The organism is Halothece sp. PCC 7418 (genome assembly GCF_000317635.1).
In the GTDB taxonomy this organism is placed as follows: domain Bacteria; phylum Cyanobacteriota; class Cyanobacteriia; order Cyanobacteriales; family Rubidibacteraceae; genus Halothece.
Map to the genome: position 1 here is coordinate 2,737,171 of NC_019779.1, position 18,527 is coordinate 2,755,697.

The 18,527-nt window shown below is 39.9% G+C and carries 13 protein-coding genes; 8 read left to right on the plus strand and 5 right to left on the minus strand.

What is annotated here, in order from left to right:
• Nucleotides 1-29 precede the first annotated feature (29 nt).
• Nucleotides 30-2,000 carry a molecular chaperone HtpG gene (htpG, locus tag PCC7418_RS12345; RefSeq protein WP_015226525.1) on the minus strand — a complete coding sequence of 657 codons (1,971 nt, stop codon included), beginning with the start codon at nt 1,998-2,000 and terminating at the stop codon, nt 30-32.
• Nucleotides 2,001-2,404: 404 nt separating this feature from the next.
• Between htpG and PCC7418_RS19895 the strand changes: the two genes are divergently transcribed.
• From PCC7418_RS19895 to PCC7418_RS12380, 6 genes are all read left to right on the plus strand, one after another.
• The gene (locus PCC7418_RS19895) at nt 2,405-2,764 is read left to right on the plus strand and encodes a DUF2283 domain-containing protein (RefSeq protein WP_015226526.1); all 360 of its coding nucleotides are present in this window, start codon (nt 2,405-2,407) and stop codon (nt 2,762-2,764) included.
• Between the two features lie 197 nt (nt 2,765-2,961).
• A complete protein-coding gene (locus PCC7418_RS12360) occupies nt 2,962-4,086 on the plus strand; it encodes a reverse transcriptase domain-containing protein (protein WP_015226527.1) in 1,125 nt (374 codons plus the stop codon).
• A gap of 16 nt (nt 4,087-4,102) precedes the next feature.
• The gene (locus PCC7418_RS12365) at nt 4,103-4,837 is read left to right on the plus strand and encodes a hypothetical protein (RefSeq protein WP_015226528.1); all 735 of its coding nucleotides are present in this window, start codon (nt 4,103-4,105) and stop codon (nt 4,835-4,837) included.
• Nucleotides 4,838-4,860: 23 nt separating this feature from the next.
• Nucleotides 4,861-7,290: a hypothetical protein gene (locus PCC7418_RS12370; RefSeq protein WP_015226529.1), complete on the plus strand. Its 2,430-nt coding sequence runs from the start codon at nt 4,861-4,863 to the stop codon at nt 7,288-7,290.
• Nucleotides 7,291-7,385: 95 nt separating this feature from the next.
• Entirely contained in the window at nt 7,386-7,976 is a 591-nt protein-coding gene (locus tag PCC7418_RS12375) for a hypothetical protein (protein WP_015226530.1), read from the plus strand.
• A gap of 67 nt (nt 7,977-8,043) precedes the next feature.
• Nucleotides 8,044-8,754 (plus strand): Uma2 family endonuclease, encoded by a 711-nt coding sequence (locus PCC7418_RS12380; protein ID WP_015226531.1) that lies wholly within the window; start codon nt 8,044-8,046, stop codon nt 8,752-8,754.
• A 1,008-nt stretch (nt 8,755-9,762) separates the two neighbouring features.
• Here the strand turns inward: PCC7418_RS12380 and sbcC are convergent.
• The 4 genes from sbcC to PCC7418_RS12405 form a co-directional block, all read right to left on the minus strand.
• The gene (gene sbcC / locus PCC7418_RS12385; protein WP_015226532.1) at nt 9,763-12,780 is read right to left on the minus strand and encodes an exonuclease subunit SbcC; all 3,018 of its coding nucleotides are present in this window, start codon (nt 12,778-12,780) and stop codon (nt 9,763-9,765) included.
• Between the two features lie 545 nt (nt 12,781-13,325).
• Nucleotides 13,326-14,612 carry a glutamyl-tRNA reductase gene (locus PCC7418_RS12390; RefSeq protein ID WP_015226533.1) on the minus strand — a complete coding sequence of 429 codons (1,287 nt, stop codon included), beginning with the start codon at nt 14,610-14,612 and terminating at the stop codon, nt 13,326-13,328.
• Nucleotides 14,613-14,815: 203 nt separating this feature from the next.
• Nucleotides 14,816-15,049 (minus strand): nitrate/nitrite transporter NrtS, encoded by a 234-nt coding sequence (nrtS, locus tag PCC7418_RS12395; protein ID WP_015226534.1) that lies wholly within the window; start codon nt 15,047-15,049, stop codon nt 14,816-14,818.
• A gap of 298 nt (nt 15,050-15,347) precedes the next feature.
• A complete protein-coding gene (locus PCC7418_RS12405) occupies nt 15,348-15,572 on the minus strand; it encodes a hypothetical protein (RefSeq protein WP_041596257.1) in 225 nt (74 codons plus the stop codon).
• Between the two features lie 144 nt (nt 15,573-15,716).
• Here PCC7418_RS12405 and PCC7418_RS12410 point away from each other — a divergent pair, with 144 nt between their 5' ends.
• The gene (locus PCC7418_RS12410) at nt 15,717-16,841 is read left to right on the plus strand and encodes a cob(I)yrinic acid a,c-diamide adenosyltransferase (protein ID WP_015226537.1); all 1,125 of its coding nucleotides are present in this window, start codon (nt 15,717-15,719) and stop codon (nt 16,839-16,841) included.
• Between the two features lie 171 nt (nt 16,842-17,012).
• The gene (locus PCC7418_RS12415) at nt 17,013-18,251 is read left to right on the plus strand and encodes an LL-diaminopimelate aminotransferase (protein WP_015226538.1); all 1,239 of its coding nucleotides are present in this window, start codon (nt 17,013-17,015) and stop codon (nt 18,249-18,251) included.
• Nucleotides 18,252-18,527: the final 276 nt, after the last annotated feature.

Sequence of the window (18,527 nt, forward strand, 5' to 3'; positions counted from 1 at the left end):
AATCCACGCGATTTTAATCCGTGGAGAGTTCAATTCGTCAACCGAGTTAAAACTTGGTTAGACCGCTCAATAAACTGTTGCATTCCTTCCGCATCAAAGGCTTTTTGTGCCATTAACGCCAAGTCATACACATGACGACACATCATTTTAGCGAACTCACTGGAAGAGGACTCACCTGTACTGCTTTGAATAATTCCCCCTTGATTGAGTTTAACCAGATTTTGAATGAGAGGATGAGCCGTATTCACCACTAAAACGTGCTGATCGGGGAATTGCATCGACTGTTGTTGCATTAATGCAGTCATTTCCTGCATCCGTCGCATGGCTTCGGGTAAGAGTACCATTGCTGGGGGTGCATTTTGCGGATCATCCGATTTAATCGCTTGGGTTTTAATATTCACATTGGAGTTATTAATCGCACTTTCAAATAACTCTTTCACCACTTCATTCCGCGTTTTATTGGTCTGCGGATCAACAATTTCTCCCCCTTGATCATTCTCGACTAAAGTGTCATCTAATTCGGCATCAACACGGGTAAATTGCAGGTTAGAATACTCCTGTTCTAAGAAGGGAATGAAGTAATTATTATCAATAAACGAGTCCATGAACAAGACTTCTAAGCCTTGATTTTTGTACAGTTCCACATAGGTGCTTTGGGTAGAAGGATCTGTACAGTAGAAAACTCGATTTTCATGTTTTTCTTTATTCCGTTCCAGATAGTCTTTCAGGGTGGTGTAATAATACCCGTTTTCGTCAGTGGCGTTTTCAGTGGGGGTTGCATCTTCCCACTCATCTCCCCCTTCTTTTTGCACTTCCACTTGTGGAGTATCACTCCCTAAATCGGCACTACTGCGGAAGATAATAATGTCTTCCACTTGTTTCTTGAATTTCTCATCTCGGAGCGCACCGTACTTAACAAAAGTTCCCAAATCTTGCCAACTATTGATATATTTTTTGGGATTATCTTCGTAAAGGGATTTGAGGCGATCGCCAATTTTTTTCGTAATATAATCAGCAATCCGACGAACCGTGCGGTTAGCCGTTAACGCACTCCGCGAGACATTTAAGGGAATATCAGGGCTGTCAATCACTCCGCGCAAGGGTAACAAGAACTCGGGAATAATTTCCTCACAGTTGTCACTGACAAAAACTTGGTTACAGAACAGTTTAATGTGTCCCCGACTGACATCAACATCGGGTTTTAATTTCGGGAAATAGAGGATTCCAGTGAGGAGAAACGGATAGTCGGTATTCAGGTGAACCCAGAGTAAGGGATCTTCTTGATAGGGATATAAATAACGATAAAATTCGAGATAGTCTTCGTCGGTTAAGTCGCGAGGAGATTCTTTCCAAATAGCCCGTTGACGATTAATTGCTTCTCCTTCTAATTTAATGGGAACGGGCATAAAATCGCAGTAGGTTTTGACTAACTGGCGAATCCGTTGTTGTTCGGCGTATTCTTTTTCTTCTTCTAAAAGCGTAACGGTAATGGTGGTTCCGCGAGTTTTGCGATCCGACGCTTCTAAGGTAAATTGGGGAGAACCGTCACAACTCCAATGAACGGGCTCTGCTCCTTCTTTATAAGATAACGTATCAATTTCCACCTTTTCCGCAACCATGAAACAGGAATAAAACCCTAAGCCAAAATGACCAATGAGTTGGTTGGCGCTATCTTGATATTTTTGAATGAAGTCTTCCGCACTGGAAAACGCAACTTGGTTAATGTATTTTTTGATTTCATCGGCGGTCATCCCAATCCCATTATCAGAGACCGAAATTTGTCGTTTTCCTTGATCGAGATGAATTTTAATTTCGGGTTCACCCACATCCTCTTTCATCTCCCCAGAAAGGGATGCCATTTTTACTTTGCTAATCGCATCAACGGCGTTAGAAATTAATTCCCGTAAGAAGATTTCGTGGTTGGTGTAGAGAGATTTCTTGATAATGGGGAAAATATTTTCACTATGAATCGTGATTTTCCCTTGTTCTAATACAGTCATAGGATTTCTTTTAGCTTTACAGTTAACGTCATATCCAAATTGTGCGCGATCGCGCGATCATCGCAAATCCCAAATTTCCGTGCTTTGATCATTCGGGTTTCCCTACTTAGGAATGAAAGAATGGGTTAACCGTTAATGTTCGTTTCTCTGAAAGTGCGCGATACCTACGGCTCGGTCTCCGACCTACGTGCTTCTGAAAGCTCCATCTGTGGAATGGTATAGGATCAATTTTGATCAATCTCTTTACAAAGAAGGACAGAAAACAGAATCCAGAAAATGGATCAAGATCAGGATAGGGGAGAGTAATGAGAGAAGGATGTTGAAAATTATTTGGTCTGATTACTTACAATATCGCGCTCAGGTAAGAGGGTTCAACCTAAACAAGAATGGGAGATTTGAGATCAATGAATAACTCAAAAATGGCATATTTTGCTCAGGAAGACATTCTGCACTTAATGATTTCCGACGAACCTGAAGCGGATAGTCGCGAAATTAGTCCCAATATCACAGCAGAACTTAATGAAGCAGGAGAGTTGATTGGCGTTGAAATTCTTCAGGCAAGCTCGTTTATCAAAGATACAATTTTAGAATTAGTGCAAGCTCAGTTGTTTGAAATGACTGGATCAGATGGAAAAGTTGGCGCGGACTCCGCCTCAAAAAAATTGGCTATTCGCATCGGTGAGCAATACAGATTATATAGACTCTGCTATCTTCAGAAATGTCGCCAACTTAATCATTGTGATTTTGAAGGTGATAGTTTATGATTGAGGATAGTCACTTGCGGGATAAGTATTGATTTCCGTTGTTGATCCTGCGACGGTGTATTTTACGGTCAGCTTTACACAACCAATCGTGGTTTTGTTATTTATTGGCTTTTCGCAAGCATAAGCGAGAATATACCCGCAAGTGATTATCTCTTATTGACCCCCCTGATATCAGTGCAGTTTCGAGGAAATGTAAGATGGTAATTAACTTACCACAGGGACAACTAATCGAGAAAAAGCGTTCTAAGAGAGAACAAAAAAGCTCTCTTTTGCTTTTGAAAAAAAGTCCTGAAGAGTTACGCACCAAGTTTTTTGAGTTAAATAGTCCTCGTGATGTTGCGAAACTGTTAGGAATTTCCTATGGTCGTTTGGTTTACCATATTTATATCGTTTCAGAAGCTAATCGTTACAAAACATTTGAAATCCCCAAACGATCTGGAGGTGTTCGCCAGATATCAACGCCAAGAACAGCATTGAAAATTATTCAATGGAAACTCAACCAAGTGTTGCAAGCCGTCTATAAACCGAAACCCTCTGCACATGGTTTTGTTCCTAATAAAAATATTGTTACGAATGCCCAAGCCCATTCCAAAAAACGTTATGTTCTCAATTTAGACTTAAAAGACTTTTTTCCCTCCGTTAATTTTGGTCGGGTTCGGGGAATGTTTATGGGAACTCCCTATAGTTTAAATGCCAATGTAGCGACAGTATTGGCTCAAATTTGCTGCCATAATAACCAACTTCCCCAAGGCGCACCCACTTCTCCGATAATTACAAATATGATTTGCGCGAAAATGGATAGCCAGTTACAGCATTTAGCAAAAAGTTGTAAAGCTACTTATACCCGATACGCTGATGATATTACATTTTCAACAACCTTAAAACAATTTCCTGAGTCTTTAGCAAGAGTCATCACAGAAGAAGGAGAAGAAAGAGTTATTTTAGGAGAGCCTTTGCTGGGAATTATTGCTGAAAATGGTTTTGAAGTTAATGAACAAAAAATTAGATTACAAACCAAGGGAAATCATCAAGAAGTAACAGGGTTAACAACTAACCAGTTTCCGAATGTTGACCGTCGTTTTGTCCGTCAAATTCGAGCGATGCTTCATGCTTGGCAGAAATTTGGCTTAGAAGCAGCAGAAGCAGAACATCGGGAAAGGTATAGAAATAAAGCAAACTTTCCAGGAAAAAGTGAATCTAATTTTAAGGAGGTACTTCGAGGAAAAATAGAATTTATTGGAATGGTTAAAGGGAGAAATAATGAAATATACCAAAAATATTTACAGTGGTATGTAAAGTTATTAAAATTTGGTAGTAATTAAATAATTAAATTGTTTTATGTCTAACTTAAACAGAATTAACAAGAGCAATATTAAAAATAGATACCAAGAGTTACTTAAAGATATTAGTAATTCTGTTGATGTAATTATCTTATTACAAGGTATATTAAGCAGCCAAGTTGTTACTGATGTTACCGTATCAGATTTAAGTAAAAGTTTAACTCAAAATAGTCAATCCTATTCGGATCAAGTTAAGCAATGCTACATTGATTACTCTGATATTAAGGATGATGTATTTAGGAAGCAACTAGAAAAAGATAGTCAAGTGATGTTGAAAGCGAAAATTAACAATGATTTTGAACAATATTGTCAATGCGCCTGCTTACAAATAGAAGCTGCTCTTGAATACTTTACAAAAATCAAGCCTGAGATTTATAAAAAATTTCTTGATGAAGATGATTATTATAAAGATAAAGATATAAGGTTTTTTAATAAAAAAGCAGCTTATGATTTTTGGTATGAAGAAACCTATAAAAAGAAAAGAGCGATAAATGACTCAAATTATAATAATATCTTATATATTATGAACATTAGAGATGCAGCAAGCCATAGAACACTAGGTCATGTTTCCTTTGAAGAGAAATTAGGAAAAGTTATACCTAAAAAAAAAGACCCTGAAAAAGAAAAAACTTACTTTGATTATGTAATAGATTTCTACAAAGAGCATGACTTTGCATTAGTGAAAAGAAGAACTGAAAATCTGGTAAGAAATATACTTATTAACCAGTTTTAGTAATTAAAATTCAATTTAAAATAATGAGAGAAGGAAAAATTATATGGTTTGGTGGTTTTAACCATAAGACTAACAAAAATAATAATTATGGTTTTTTATCTGATCCAGAGGAAGGAGACATATATTTCTGCAAATCTGAAATCGTATTAGAAGAAGACTTATTATTTCTAGAGCAAGATGCTGAGAATAGGAAGAAAGGTCAAGGGATAATTGTCAACTATCAATTAAAATATAATCAACGTAAAAAGAAAGAATATGCTTCTCAAGTCAGACTAAAAAGAGTTATTGATTTTTACCCGCCTTATGATACTCAAATAAAAGAATTGTATGTTCGCTTTCTGAGCTTCAAAAAATATGAACCCATTAGAGATTTAAGTCCTAACCTAGTGGAAGATCGAGAAAGAATTAAGAACTTTGCCAAAAACTTAAGCATAGAAGATTTTATAAAATTGACGCGATATTTGATCCGCGAAGAAGCTGATCAAAATATTCCAGAAATCCTACAGTATTTTATTGACACTCAAAAAAATTATCAAGATGCGGAAAGTATTATTAATCAACTGTTTATTCGTTATCCTATCTATTTGAACTACTGTTCACACTATTTAGAGAGATTAACCAATGACTCCTTACTAGATATTGCTTCAAATTCTTCATTTGCAGATGTTAGTTTAGATTTCACTAATTCTATTCTAGAGCGACTCATTGATTTGAGAGAAGATAACTTCTTTCAAATACATCAACTTAACCATCATTTTTTATCCGTACTGGCTCAAGAAAGTAAGTATTGGAACTACCTATCACTTGAAGAATTAACTTACTTGTATAGTAAGCAAAAACAGAATATTAATCAAACTGATTCCTATAGTTTCTTGGAAGTGGTTATAGAAAAACTTGAAGAAGGGGAAACTGTAGATACTCAGGTTTGGAAAACCATAGATATACTTAAAGATTGTGTAGAATATCACGGTAAACTTTGGAATATAGCACCAGATTTTATTAAAGTCGATATGATACGACAACGCTACCAAAAGTTTTTACAAATAGTAGATGATTGGAAAAATTATGAGCCAAAAGATGCTGAAACCATTAAAGTAAACTGCAACACAGCCTATGACTTTACAACATCAGATGAAACTTTGGCTATGGAATGGGCTGAAGATGGGATAACACAAGCATCTAATTTTACTAAAAGTACCATGTTTTCGGCGCGTGGAGCAGAAAAAGCCGCAATTGACCACTATCAAAAAAGAGGTTATCAAGTTAAAGATACTGCAATACAACAAGTAGAAGGATCATCTCAAGAGTGGAAATTGTATGATATTGAAGTCAAGAAGACAAATCAAATAAAATGTATAGATGTTAAAAATGCAAGAAGCTCCTATAGTAACAATAATCGCTTTAGTGAATTTTGCGTTCCCAAATTTAAGAAACGAGAGAATGATGAGGATGTAATTATTCTAGGGGTTTTTTCGCCCTATTTTTCTAGTTTTCCAGTTCCTGAAAGATATATCAATGGTAAAAGTATCAGAATTTTAGGTGAAGTAACGGAACTTTTGTTGAAACAACTTCAAGAACGCTGTAGAAAGTTATATTCTCAACTAGAAATCACCATCAAACGAGAGAGTAAATATAAAAAGAATTATCTTTCTGAATATATACCAATTTGGGCTTTTGACTTTGACGAAGAATTTTATAGCGAAAGAATACAAATAGAGGAAAGATTTAGAAATCTAAGTTCAGATGAAATTCCTCCCTTATCAGAGCTAAAACTGCTTCAATTATCTCCATTGTCTCTTGCTTTATCTTCCAACCTGAATTTTCCTGATTCTTGGAAACAGGAGTTAACCATTTCTGAGCTTCGTTTTGCTAAAACCTTAAGAAGTTTAGTAGGTGCAGATGAAACTGATACCAATCATGAAGAAGTACCAGTAGTTAAACTATCTCATATCTTCCTAGCAGTTTTGACTCACTTTCTTGAAAACTGTCTCAATCACGATTCTAGTTTTTCTCCTACAATCTATAGGAAGATACTTTTTACTGACTCTCCCAGCACAATGGGAGTTTATGATCCAATTTCATTTATTGAGAGTATCTGTAATATTTTAGAAACGGTTTGGAATAATTGCAGAGATGAATTACTGAGTTTTAGTTACTTTAAGTTCGACTCTAGAGGATTACTTCGAGGTAAAGAAAGAGGAACAGGAATATATAAAACAATACTAGCTTATTGTGGAGGTTGGCTCAAAGATGATCGCAAAGGAATCAATGTTCCTTGTGGAAACGAACCCCTATATATTGGTCATCAAAAGACCTGTCCCCGTTGTCAAAAGTTAATTTGTGAAAAATGTGGATATTGTCAGAAAGGTTGTCCTGGAGATCCAAATCTAGATATTGAACCATATAATGATAGCTTAGGAAGAAGCTCGACTTCAGGAACATGGTGGCTTTGAAAGAACGTAAAATGATTGTCCTTCGCGCCATTTATGTAGTCATTTTGAAGGTTATCGTTTAGAGTGGTAAGGCTGGTATCTTGAGGGGTGGAGTTATGGAAACTCAAAGCTACATTGCACAGTATTCTCCTGTTGTTTTAAGAAACTACTTTCGCCAGCAAATCTTCAACGATCGCGCGGGTTGGTTTCTCGAAGAATATAACCTTTCCACCACATTTCCTAGCATGAAAAAGAAAGGATGGTGTCAGTATCCTGCTCAACCTGATTTTGTCTATGCTTATTTCCGCTTACTTGCGTTGGGGGCGGTTGTAACGCTACAAACCCTTCAGAATACCCAGCCTCAAACCTCTCTTTCCGTTGAAGATCAACGCCCTCTCCTCTGTTCACTGATGGAAAATGATATTCATCGGGTGATTGTACCAATTGCAATGACTGCTTGGTTAACACTTGATGAGTTCCGTTGGCATCATTTTATCCCGAATATTCCTACTGATCTAGACTATGGTTTAATTGGAAACTATCCAGAAGCAATCACCTGTTACGCTGCATTTATGGGTGGCTTCAACCGTAGCGAAATCTTATCCCAGTTATCGCCAAAAACGATCGCGCACTGTGAAGAATTAGCAGCCCAAGAAGTTTCTAAACAAATCGGTATCAATTATCAACCGCTTGCTGTTTGTGGTTAGTCTTCCCGTCAGAATCAAAAAGAACAATAGAATGAAAGTAGGATGAAATTACCCGAAATTAACGCCTATGCGTCGCCCGATCGCGCCAATAAAAGTAAAATGGGAAAAACTTCCCCCAGACTACACTCTCCCTGATGATCCCGTGGATAATATCGCTCAACCCCTCCTCGCTGAAGCCCTTAGCGACAGTTTAGATCTGGCTAGCTATTTGGGGGAAACCGCCTTTACTTGCACCAATTACGGCATCTGCGCGGTTGTGGATGGCAAAATTGTCGTCAAAGCTCCCGATTGGGCTTATGTGGCGCAAACATGGGTCTCTCGGGAAGCAATTGAAAGAAGCTACACCCCAAAATTAGAGGGCGAGATTCCAACCATTGTCATGGAATTTCTCTCCGAAACCGAGGGAACCGAATACTCCATTAAACCCACTTATCCCCCTGGAAAATGGTTTTTCTATGAACAAGTTTTACAAGTTCCTCACTATGTTATTTTTGAGATTGCCACAGGGAAATTAGAAGTTTATCAGTTAAACTCGTCTCAGGTTTATGACTTACAACAACCTGATGATAAAGGGCGGTATTGGATTGCTGGATTAAACTTATATTTGGGCGTATGGGAAGGAACACACCGTAATCGTAGCGGTTACTGGTTGCGTTGGTGGAATGAACAGGAAGCGTTATTATTGTGGGGAACTGAGTTAGCTCAAAGAGAGCGCGATCGCGCTGAACGTCTTAAGGCTCAGTTGCGCTCATTGGGGATTGAACCTGAGGATAGTTAAAATTGAGTTCAGTTGGAGAAGTATTGAACCACTCCAGACATAGAGGATTCACCACAGGGGTCAATATTTGTGATCAATTGCTCGAAAGGAGAGTGTAAAAAGGTGATTCAGCTACCAGTTACCAAATTTCTTTACCAATGGGATCACCCCAATCCATTTCTCCTTCAAAATCTTCTGGGGTTAACTCGTAGTAGGTAAATTATTGTACATTTTTTGACTTAGCTTTACTTTTTAGTGGAAAGGGAAATGGGTCTTAGCCATTTCCCTTTCCTAAACGGCTTGCTTTCGCCAATCTGATTTCTCAGTAAAGTGTGCCTCGACAAACTTCTAATCGCTTTTTACATCTGTAACACGACCTTATAAAGCATCGGTACTTAGTTTAATTACAGACCACAGTAGCTAACGGCTGGCGTTCATCGAAAGGTGTGATCACGAAAAGAAGGTAGGTAGCCTTGTATTTTAGGACTTATACCTGAGTCTGCACGCTCGTACCTTTCTAGGTCAACAAAAATCGAACTATGTCAATTAATGTCTAGCTTTTAACGAGCGGTTACCCCTGTCAGTAAGTCGTCTAAGGTATATTTTTTCTTTCGTCTTGAGTTCTCCATTGATTAAAATTCAATGGATTCACTCTTGTTGTGACTCAATGGATTAAAATCACATTTCGTCACTTCCTTTCCCACACTCAAGAATGGGAGACAGACCTTGACGCTTGGTTAACCTTAGCTGTGTCCTTACCTGTTCAATTAGCCCGTTTGGGTTTTTCACCATTAAGTTTAGGGCTATTTTTAGAATCATAACATAAAATGACACAAAAGGCTGAAGCCTTTAAGGGCCATTCATGAGGGGCTGTGTGCGGAGGTTTCCTCCGCACCTAGAAAGCCCCGTCCATCCGTTTCAAACGGATGGCTCTCTGACTGTTTTCCTGTAGAATCGGAGGAACTAAACGCTTGATCCACTGTTTAATTGCTCTCATCATGGCTGGTAACACTGACTGTATTTGTATATTTATGAAGAAACGGTAATTTGTGAGCCTTGATCCGTTTTCGTGACTTCAATGCGATGCTGGAAGGCTTCTTTGAATTCCCGCATATGGGTAACAGCCAGAATACAACAAAAATCGGGCGCGATCGCGTTGATGGCTGCAATTAAGCGTTCACAACCGTGACTATCCTGCGTTCCAAAGCCTTCATCCACAATGAGTAATTGTAAAGCGGTTCCTGCTCGTTGTGCTAACAGTTTGGCTAGGGCGAGACGAATCGCAAAATTAATCCGAAACCCTTCCCCACCCGAATAGGTTTCATAAGCCCTTGTTCCTTGGGCATCTGCAATAATAATATCAAGGGTATCAATGAGCTTGGTTTGCTTTTTGGATCGTCCTTTACTTGCTTTTTGAGTGAGGAATTGAACGTGCAATTGATTCCCTGTTAAACGGCTTAAGATTTGATTAGTTGTTGCTTCGAGTTGCGGTAAGATATTTTCGATCATGAGGGCTTGAATGCCATTTTTCCCGAAGGCTTGGGAGAGTTCTTTATAAACGGTTTCTTTTCGTTTTAAAGTTTTCAGTTTTTCTTTCGAGTCTTGGTATTTTGTTTTTAATTCTTCGAGATAGTTCAGTCGTTGTTCGAGTTTTCCTTTCTCTGATAAGTAACTGTCTAGTTGTTGACGTTGTTGCTGCGTTTTCTGTTCTAGCTGTTTAATTTCGGTGCGAACATCAGTCACTTTTTTAATCTCTTCATTCAGCGCGTCGAGTTGTTGCTGACAGTCTGCTTTTTCTTTTTCCCGACTTTGAAGGCGTTGATTAATTTCGGTTAATTCGGCTTGCTTTTGGGGAAACTCTGCTTTCGCTTGTTCGAGTTTCTGATAGTTGAGTTGACTTTTTTGCGCCTCTTGGACTTGAGTAATAACTTCATTGTGGCGCGATCGCGCATAGCCTAAGTCTTCAATTTCTTGATCAATTGTTTGTAATTGTTCACTAAAACTTGTTTCCATTTCTGTAATTTGTTCTTGAATTTTAGTCCGCGATTGTTCTAACTCGGGCTTACGCTGATTAATTTTTTCAACTTCTTTTTTTGCATCTGCGAGTTGTTCTGCTTTGCGGTCTGCGTAGCGTAAACTATCCACTTTTTCTCGCGCGATCGCGTGGGTTTTCTCATCATAATTTATCTCTGCTAATCGCTGTTCAATATTTTGCAATTCTGCTTGCTTTTCTTGAGCATACGTTTCCTGATCTAATATCTCTTGAATGTCTCGTTTCTCGCGATTTAAATTAGAAATTTTCTCATGGATATTACAAACATCCTCATCAAAGTAAGACTCTAACTGTCCCCGACGGGCGACTAATTCATCATGTTCCGCTAATTCTTGAGTCAAGGTTTCATATTCTTGACTGTAATGATCTAATTCACGTTTTGACTTTGCTAAATCTTCCCAAACTGTTGCTTTTTCGGCTTCAATGGATTGATATTCTTGTTGGGTTTTATGAGTCACTCGTTGTTTATGTTCGTCATCCAGAGGGCGTTCACATAACGGACAATTCGCTTCTGGATTTTGTAATAACTCTAATTTTTTAACTAAGTCTTCTAATTGTTTCTCATAAGTTTTTTCCGTTTGTTGGAGTCTCGCTTGTAATTCTTGTTGCTTTTGTCGCTTTTCTTGTAGTCGTTGCGAATAGGTTTCTTTTTTCTCCAGTTCTTTTAATCGGTCAATAATTGAATTATATTCTTTTTCTCGTTCTGGAAATTGCGCTAACTCGGCTTGTAATTCTTTTAAGTTACTTTCGATTTGTTCTAGACGGGCTTTTTTGCGTTCTCCTTCCCGATCAACTTCCAATTGCAACGTTTGGCGACGCTGCATCAAGGGTGACACTTCTTGTTGCAGTTGATCCAGTTCTTTTAAGCGTTCTCGGGCTGCATTCAGTTTCGCAACTTCTTCCTTAATTTCATCGGCTTTTTGGAGTGTTTTTTGTGCCGATTCTTCTTGTGCAGTTAAGTTTTCCAGTTCGGTTTCGATGCGCTGTTTTTGGAGTTTGAAATCATTGATTTGCTTTTGCTGCTGTTCTTTAATTTGCTGCGATCGCTGCGTTAAGTCTTGATAGGTTTCAAACTTCTTAGCAAGACTTTCTTGTTCTTTTTGTAAATCGAGATAGGTTTGATAGGCTTGCTTAATTTCTGTTTCTCGTTCTAACAGTTGATTGAGTTCTGAGAGACTTTGCTGAATTTTTTGCTGTTCTTGGGTTAGTTTTTGATAATCTTGCGCGATCGTTTGATATTGTTGGTTATACCAATCAATTTGTTCCTGTTTAGTTTTGCGCTGAGAATCTAAGGTTTGTAGTCTTTGTAATTCTGTTTGATCGGCTTCTTGTTTTTCTTGTAATGCTTGATACTTCGCTTCAACTTCTGCTAATGATTGCGCGATCGTTGTTTTTTGTTCTAACTCTTTTTCCGTTGGGGCTAGCGTTTGTTCTAACTGTTCACTTTGTCCTTTTAATTTCCGAGAAATATCTTTGGCTTCTTCCGATAAATCTTGATACTGATCGAGTTTGAGTAATTCCGCTAACAGTTTCTTGCGTTCTGTCGGGGAACGCTGCATAAATTCATCCGCGCGACCTTGACGTAAATAAGCAGAATTAATAAACGTATCGTAGTCGAGTTTTAGCAACTCATTAATCTTTTTTTGTGTTGCTTTCACTCCTTTTGCAGTTAACGATTGAAACTGATTTTGATGTTGAACTTGTAATTCTAAAGATGCGCTTTGTCCGCGACGACGACCTCGTAAAACCCGATAGGTGTCCCCATTACATTGAAAGCGAAAATCCACTTGTACTTCTTTTGCAGTAGAATTAATCACATCTTCATCCGAAGTAGTGCGCGTTTTTCCCCATAACGCCCAAGTAATGGCTTCGAGAAGGGAAGATTTTCCTGCACCATTCGCCCCACAAATACAAGCGGTATGCAATCCTGTAAAGTCTAGCGTCGCTTGTTGATAACTGAGAAAGTTAGAGAGTATCAGTTGTTGTGGAATCATGGATATTGCGTTAGGAAAAAATCGAGTGATGGAACTTTATTTTCGGATCGTAGATTGTAGTAGATCGTAGGTTGGGTTAGTGATAGCGTAACCCAACCTAGTTGGTTCTTTGTTCTTCGGTCGTGGTTCAGCGAACTAATTGATCAATGAACCATGAACTACGAAGGAATTAGATGTTGGGTTCGTTACCAAGGGCCCAACCTACAGAGTTTTTTTCAGTCAATCATGGGTGAGGGTGAACAAATAACAAATAAAGCCCTTACCAAATCTTAATCTGAAATTGGTAGGTTGGGCTAGCGTGATAGCGTAACCCAACCTAGTTGGTTCTTTGTTCTTCGGTCGTTGTTCAGCGAACTAATTGATCAATGAACCATGAACCACGAAGGAATTAGATGTTGGGTTTCGTTGCCTCAACCCAACCTACAGAGTTTTTTTCAGTCAATCATGGGTGAGGGTGAACAAATAACAAATAAAGCCCTTACCAAATCTTAATCTGAAATTGGTAGGGCTTGACAACTCCATATTTAATTTTTGGGAGATTTCACTTAACCATATTGTTCTTCCGGGTCAAGATTAAACAACCGTTGTAATGATTGAACGGTACGACGACGCATTTCAATATCTTGTTGCGCCCGCAGTTCCACCATCGGTTCATGGAGGATTTTATTGACAATTCCGCGAGTGAGCGCTTCAATGACTTCTTGATGTTTTTCTGCAAACTCAGTTCCGAGACGAGAGAGGGCTTTTTCTAATTCTTGTTCGCGGATGGTTTCGACTTTTTCCCGCAGACAGCTAATGGTGGGAACGGTTTCGAGGGAACGCCACCACACTTCAAAGGATTCCACTTCTTCATCTAATAAGGCTTCGGCTTCTTGCGCCATTTGGCGACGACTCGCGGTATTTTTGGCGACCACTTGCTTCAAGTCATCGACGTTATAGCTATGTAAATGGTCTAATTCTTTGACATCACTGGCGATATTGAGGGGAACTGAGATATCAAATAATAAAAGAGACCGTTCTGGATCTAAATGTTGTTCAAGTTTCGCGCGATCTAAAATCGGTTCACTGGCTGCGGTACTGGTAAAGACTAGGTGAGATTCACTAATCACGGTCATCATTTCTTCAATGGGATGCAGTTGTAGTTCTACCTCAGTAAACTGTTTGGCAAGATCCGCAGCCCGTTTCTGAGACCGGTTCACAATCGCAATGTTAGTTGCGCCTTTTGCAACCAGATGCTGCACTAACAACCGCGCCATTTTACCTGCGCCAATAATCGTACAGTGATACTCCTGTAAATCATTGACTTTACTTTGGGCGAGTTCGACGGCTGCGGAACTAATGGACATCGCACCCGTTCCCAAATTGGTATTGCTACGGACTCGTTTTCCAGCAGAAAGGGCTTGTTTGAAAAGCCGATCGAGCAATCTGCCAATTCCTTGATGTTTTTGCGCCAATTTATGGGCGTGTTTCACCTGCGATAGGATTTGTCCTTCTCCTAAAACTAAGCTGTCTAAGCCCGCAGCAACCCGCATCAGGTGACGCAGGGCATCTTGATGGAGGAGAATAAACAGGTGGCGACGCAGTTGGGAAATGGGGTAAGCGCTACGTTCCGATAAGAATTGTGTAATTTCGTGAACCCCTTGTTCTGCGTCGGTGATGACGGCATAAATTTCTAAGCGATTACAAGTGCTGAGGATGGAAATCTCCTCAATGTGGGGAAGTTGGCACAAGTGCGCGATCGCGCCTTCAATGGCATGATCTTGAATACTTAATTTTTCTCGCACCGCTACGGGTGCAGTTTTGTGACTTAAACCGACAACTACAATGTTCATGTGTTCTCCCGAGGATATCTTCTTCTTCGCGTCAGTCAAAAAAAATTTATGGAGTCTAAGGCAACTCCTCTCTATCTTTTGCAATTTATACGGAATTGTGTCCCAAAAGATAGATTTTGAAAACAAACTTTGTAAAATTATTTAAATTCGTTCTTGGTTCGTGGTTATTTGTTCTTTGGGGTAAGGAACATAGAGTTGACGGGTCACTGGTAATCACGTTTGCTGCTGGCTAACTGTCCGTGAATATTAACGCAGTACGGAACAAAATAAGTCAGGATTGCAGAATACCAACGATTACGAGTCATTTTCCCTTGTACTAAGGCAGAACCATGGTTGATTACAAATAGGAGGGTACCAATGATGAGCGCAACCCGTAGCGCAGTCGGGGCTAATTTTGGGTTGGTGAGGGCTTGCAAGAATTCTAGAACAGATTTCATGAGGTTAAACGTAGTCATATTACAACCGTTTGAGAAATTCATCATATTCGGAATGTGTCCCAATCCAAAACCAATAAATATGATTTTCTTTTAAAAGTCCAAGTGCTCGGTAATTTAGGCTGATACGTATTGAATAGATGGGTTGTCGTTGACTAACTCGTTTGAATTGAAGACTATTATGATAAGGATTAGAACGCCAGAGAACATAAGTCTTTCTTGCTTGTTCCTGAACTGATGTTGGTAATCCGCCAAGTTTCTTCCGAAATGCCTTAGTTATACTCGATTCCATAGAAAAGATTTAGAGATCAGACACTTCATCTAAAGGTATAGTCTCTCCCGAAGCAATTTCTTGAAGTACCATTTCTGCCATCTGATCCCATTGCTGATCGGTAGTTAATTCAAATTTTGATTGCCAACTCGCTTCATCTTCCATCTCTGCTAAAAGACGAGAGGCGATTGCATCTTGCACATCATTCGGTAAGGTTTTTATCTGCTCGATCGCTTGTTCAAGTAGCTGGGTCATGGTTGTAGTCAGTGTTTTATCGTGCTCCTCCATCATTGTATCTATTTGCTTAGAATCTCTTGATTATGAATTATCACAAGGAAAATAACTCATGCTTAAAATAGAGGTCTGAATCGTGATGTTTTAATGGTCTGAGAAGAAAAAATGACTAGAGACGGGATTGGAATTCGGACCGCACAGGAAATGGCGGAACGCGAGGTTGGACAAATTCATGTTTATGATGGTGAAGGGAAAGGAAAATCTCAGGCTGCTTTGGGCGTGGTTTTACGTTCCATTGGTCTGGGGATTCATTCCAGAAGCACCAATAGAGTGCTGTTACTGCGATTCCTCAAAGGACCGGAACGGGTTTATGATGAAGATGCTGCGATCGCTGCTTTGCAAAAAGGCTTTCCCCATCTGATTGACCAAGTTCGCACTGGCAGGGCGGAGTATTTTGGTAAAGATGAAATTACCCCCTTTGATGAACAAGAAGCCATCCGTGGTTGGAATATTGCTAAAGGCGCGATCGCCTCAGGATTATATTCAATTGTGGTCTTAGATGAATTGAATCCTGTTTTGGATTTAGGGCTTCTCTCAGAAGAGGATGTGGTCGATACTCTCAAAAATAAACCGCAACCGTTAGAAATGATTGTCACCGGTCGCGCTGCACCGCAAAGTTTGTTAGACTTAGCGAATCTGCACTCAGAAATGAAGCCTCACAGTGCTACAGATGCAGCCCTAGAAGGCATTGAAATTTACACAGGGGATGGCAAAGGAAAATCTACCAGCGCCCTTGGAAAAGCCCTGCTTGCCATTGGTCGGGGAATTGATCGGGATCAATCGCATCGGGTTTTAATTATCCAGTGGTTGAAAGGGGGAACCGGTTACACCGAAGATGCCGCGATCGCTGCTTTGAAGGCAAGTTATCCCAAACTTATTGATCATATCCGTTGTGGTCGTGATGCTATTGTCTGGCGCGGAAAACAGCAACCCGAAGACTACGAAGAAGCCGAACGCGGTTGGAAAATTGCCCTCGACGCGATCGAGTCGGGAACCTATAAAACCATTATCCTTGATGAATTAAATCCCACTGTGGATCTCGAACTTCTTCCCGCCGAACCCATTGTCAAGGCGTTATCCAACAAACCTGATGGGACACAAGTCATTATTACGGGGCGTTGTTTTAATCGTCATCCCTTCTTCGATCTCGCTAGTGTGTATTCTGAGATGGTCTGTCATAAACATTATGTCTATGATGGGGTGGAACTGCGCCGTGGTGTTGATTATTAGTCATTGGTCATTGGTCATTAGTCATTAGTCATTAGTCATTAGTCATTGGTCATTAGTCATTGGTCTTCTAGCGATCATTGAACTACGCCAAAGAACAACGAACAAACTAAGAATTACTAAAGTACGACAGTTTGCTAGAATGCCAAAACTTGATTGCTCTTAATTACCGTTATGGTCAAAATTAACGAAAACTACCTCAAACTGAAAGCGGGCTACTTATTTCCCGAAATTGCCCGTCGGGTGAATACCTTCGCCGAAGCCAATCCAGAGGCGCAAATTATTAAATTGGGCATTGGTGATGTTACCGAACCCTTACCCCAAGCCTGCTGTGATGCGATGGCAAAAGCAGTGGATGAAATGCGCGATCGCGCAACATTTCAAGGCTATGGCCCCGAACAGGGGTTTCCTTGGCTCAGAGAAAAAATTGCCACTCATGAGTATCAAAGTCGTGGCTGTGATATCTCTGCCGATGAAATCTTTATCTCTGATGGCTCTAAATGCGACACAGGGAACATTTTAGATATCCTCGGTAAGGAGAATACCATTGCGGTCACTGACCCCGTATATCCAGTTTATGTGGATACTAACGTAATGGCGGGACACACGGGACCTGCAAACGAGGATGGCAAATATGAAGGCTTAATTTATATTCCCATCACCGCAGAAAATAACTTTACTGCGAAGATTCCCACCGATCAAAATGTTGATTTAATTTATCTGTGTTTTCCCAATAACCCCACTGGTGCGGTTGCTACAAAAGAACACTTGCAAGCCTGGGTAGATTATGCCAAATCGGTGAACGCACTGATTTTATTTGATTCTGCCTATGAAGCCTATATTACTGACCCCAGTCTTCCTCACTCCATTTATGAAGTAGAAGGGGCAAAAGACTGCGCGATCGAGTTTCGTTCTTTCTCCAAAAATGCGGGTTTCACAGGGACACGCTGCGCCTTTACCGTCATTCCCAAAACCCTGAAAGCAAAAGCCTCTGATGGGTCAGACGTGCAAATCTGGCAACTGTGGAATCGTCGTCATTCGACCAAATTTAACGGCGTTTCCTACATTGTCCAACGCGGTGCAGAAGCCGTCTATTCCGAACAAGGACAAAAAGAAGTCAAAGGCTTAATCAACTTCTATCTCGAAAATGCTCAAATCATTCGGGATAAACTGACTGCAGCCGGGTTAACCGTTTATGGTGGGATTCACGCCCCCTACATTTGGGTGAAAGCCCCAGATGGACTCTCCAGTTGGGATTTATTTGATAAACTGCTTTATTCGGCGAATATTGTTGGCACTCCTGGATCTGGGTTTGGTGCAGCCGGAGAAGGCTATTTCCGCATCTCTGCATTTAACAGCCGAGAAAACGTAAACGAAGCCATGCGACGGATTACCGAAAACTTAAAAGTTTAGAGATTTTAGGAGGGGAGAGGCTTAAGGGATCGTCTCCCCTCTTAACATTTGCAATTAATCTGGATCTTCAACAAGGAGATAGCCAATCTTGCAATCAGTCCCCTGACACTTCAAGACTGGACAATACTCGACATTAACTGTAAAAGTAAAGCAGTCATAGCGTACAACGGAGGTGTACGGTGGTGTCCCACAACGCCTTAAGGATTTTCCTCAAAGCTCATCAAATTGGTTTTCCTTTAGAGGTCAGAATCGAGCTTCTGATGAGCATCACTGACA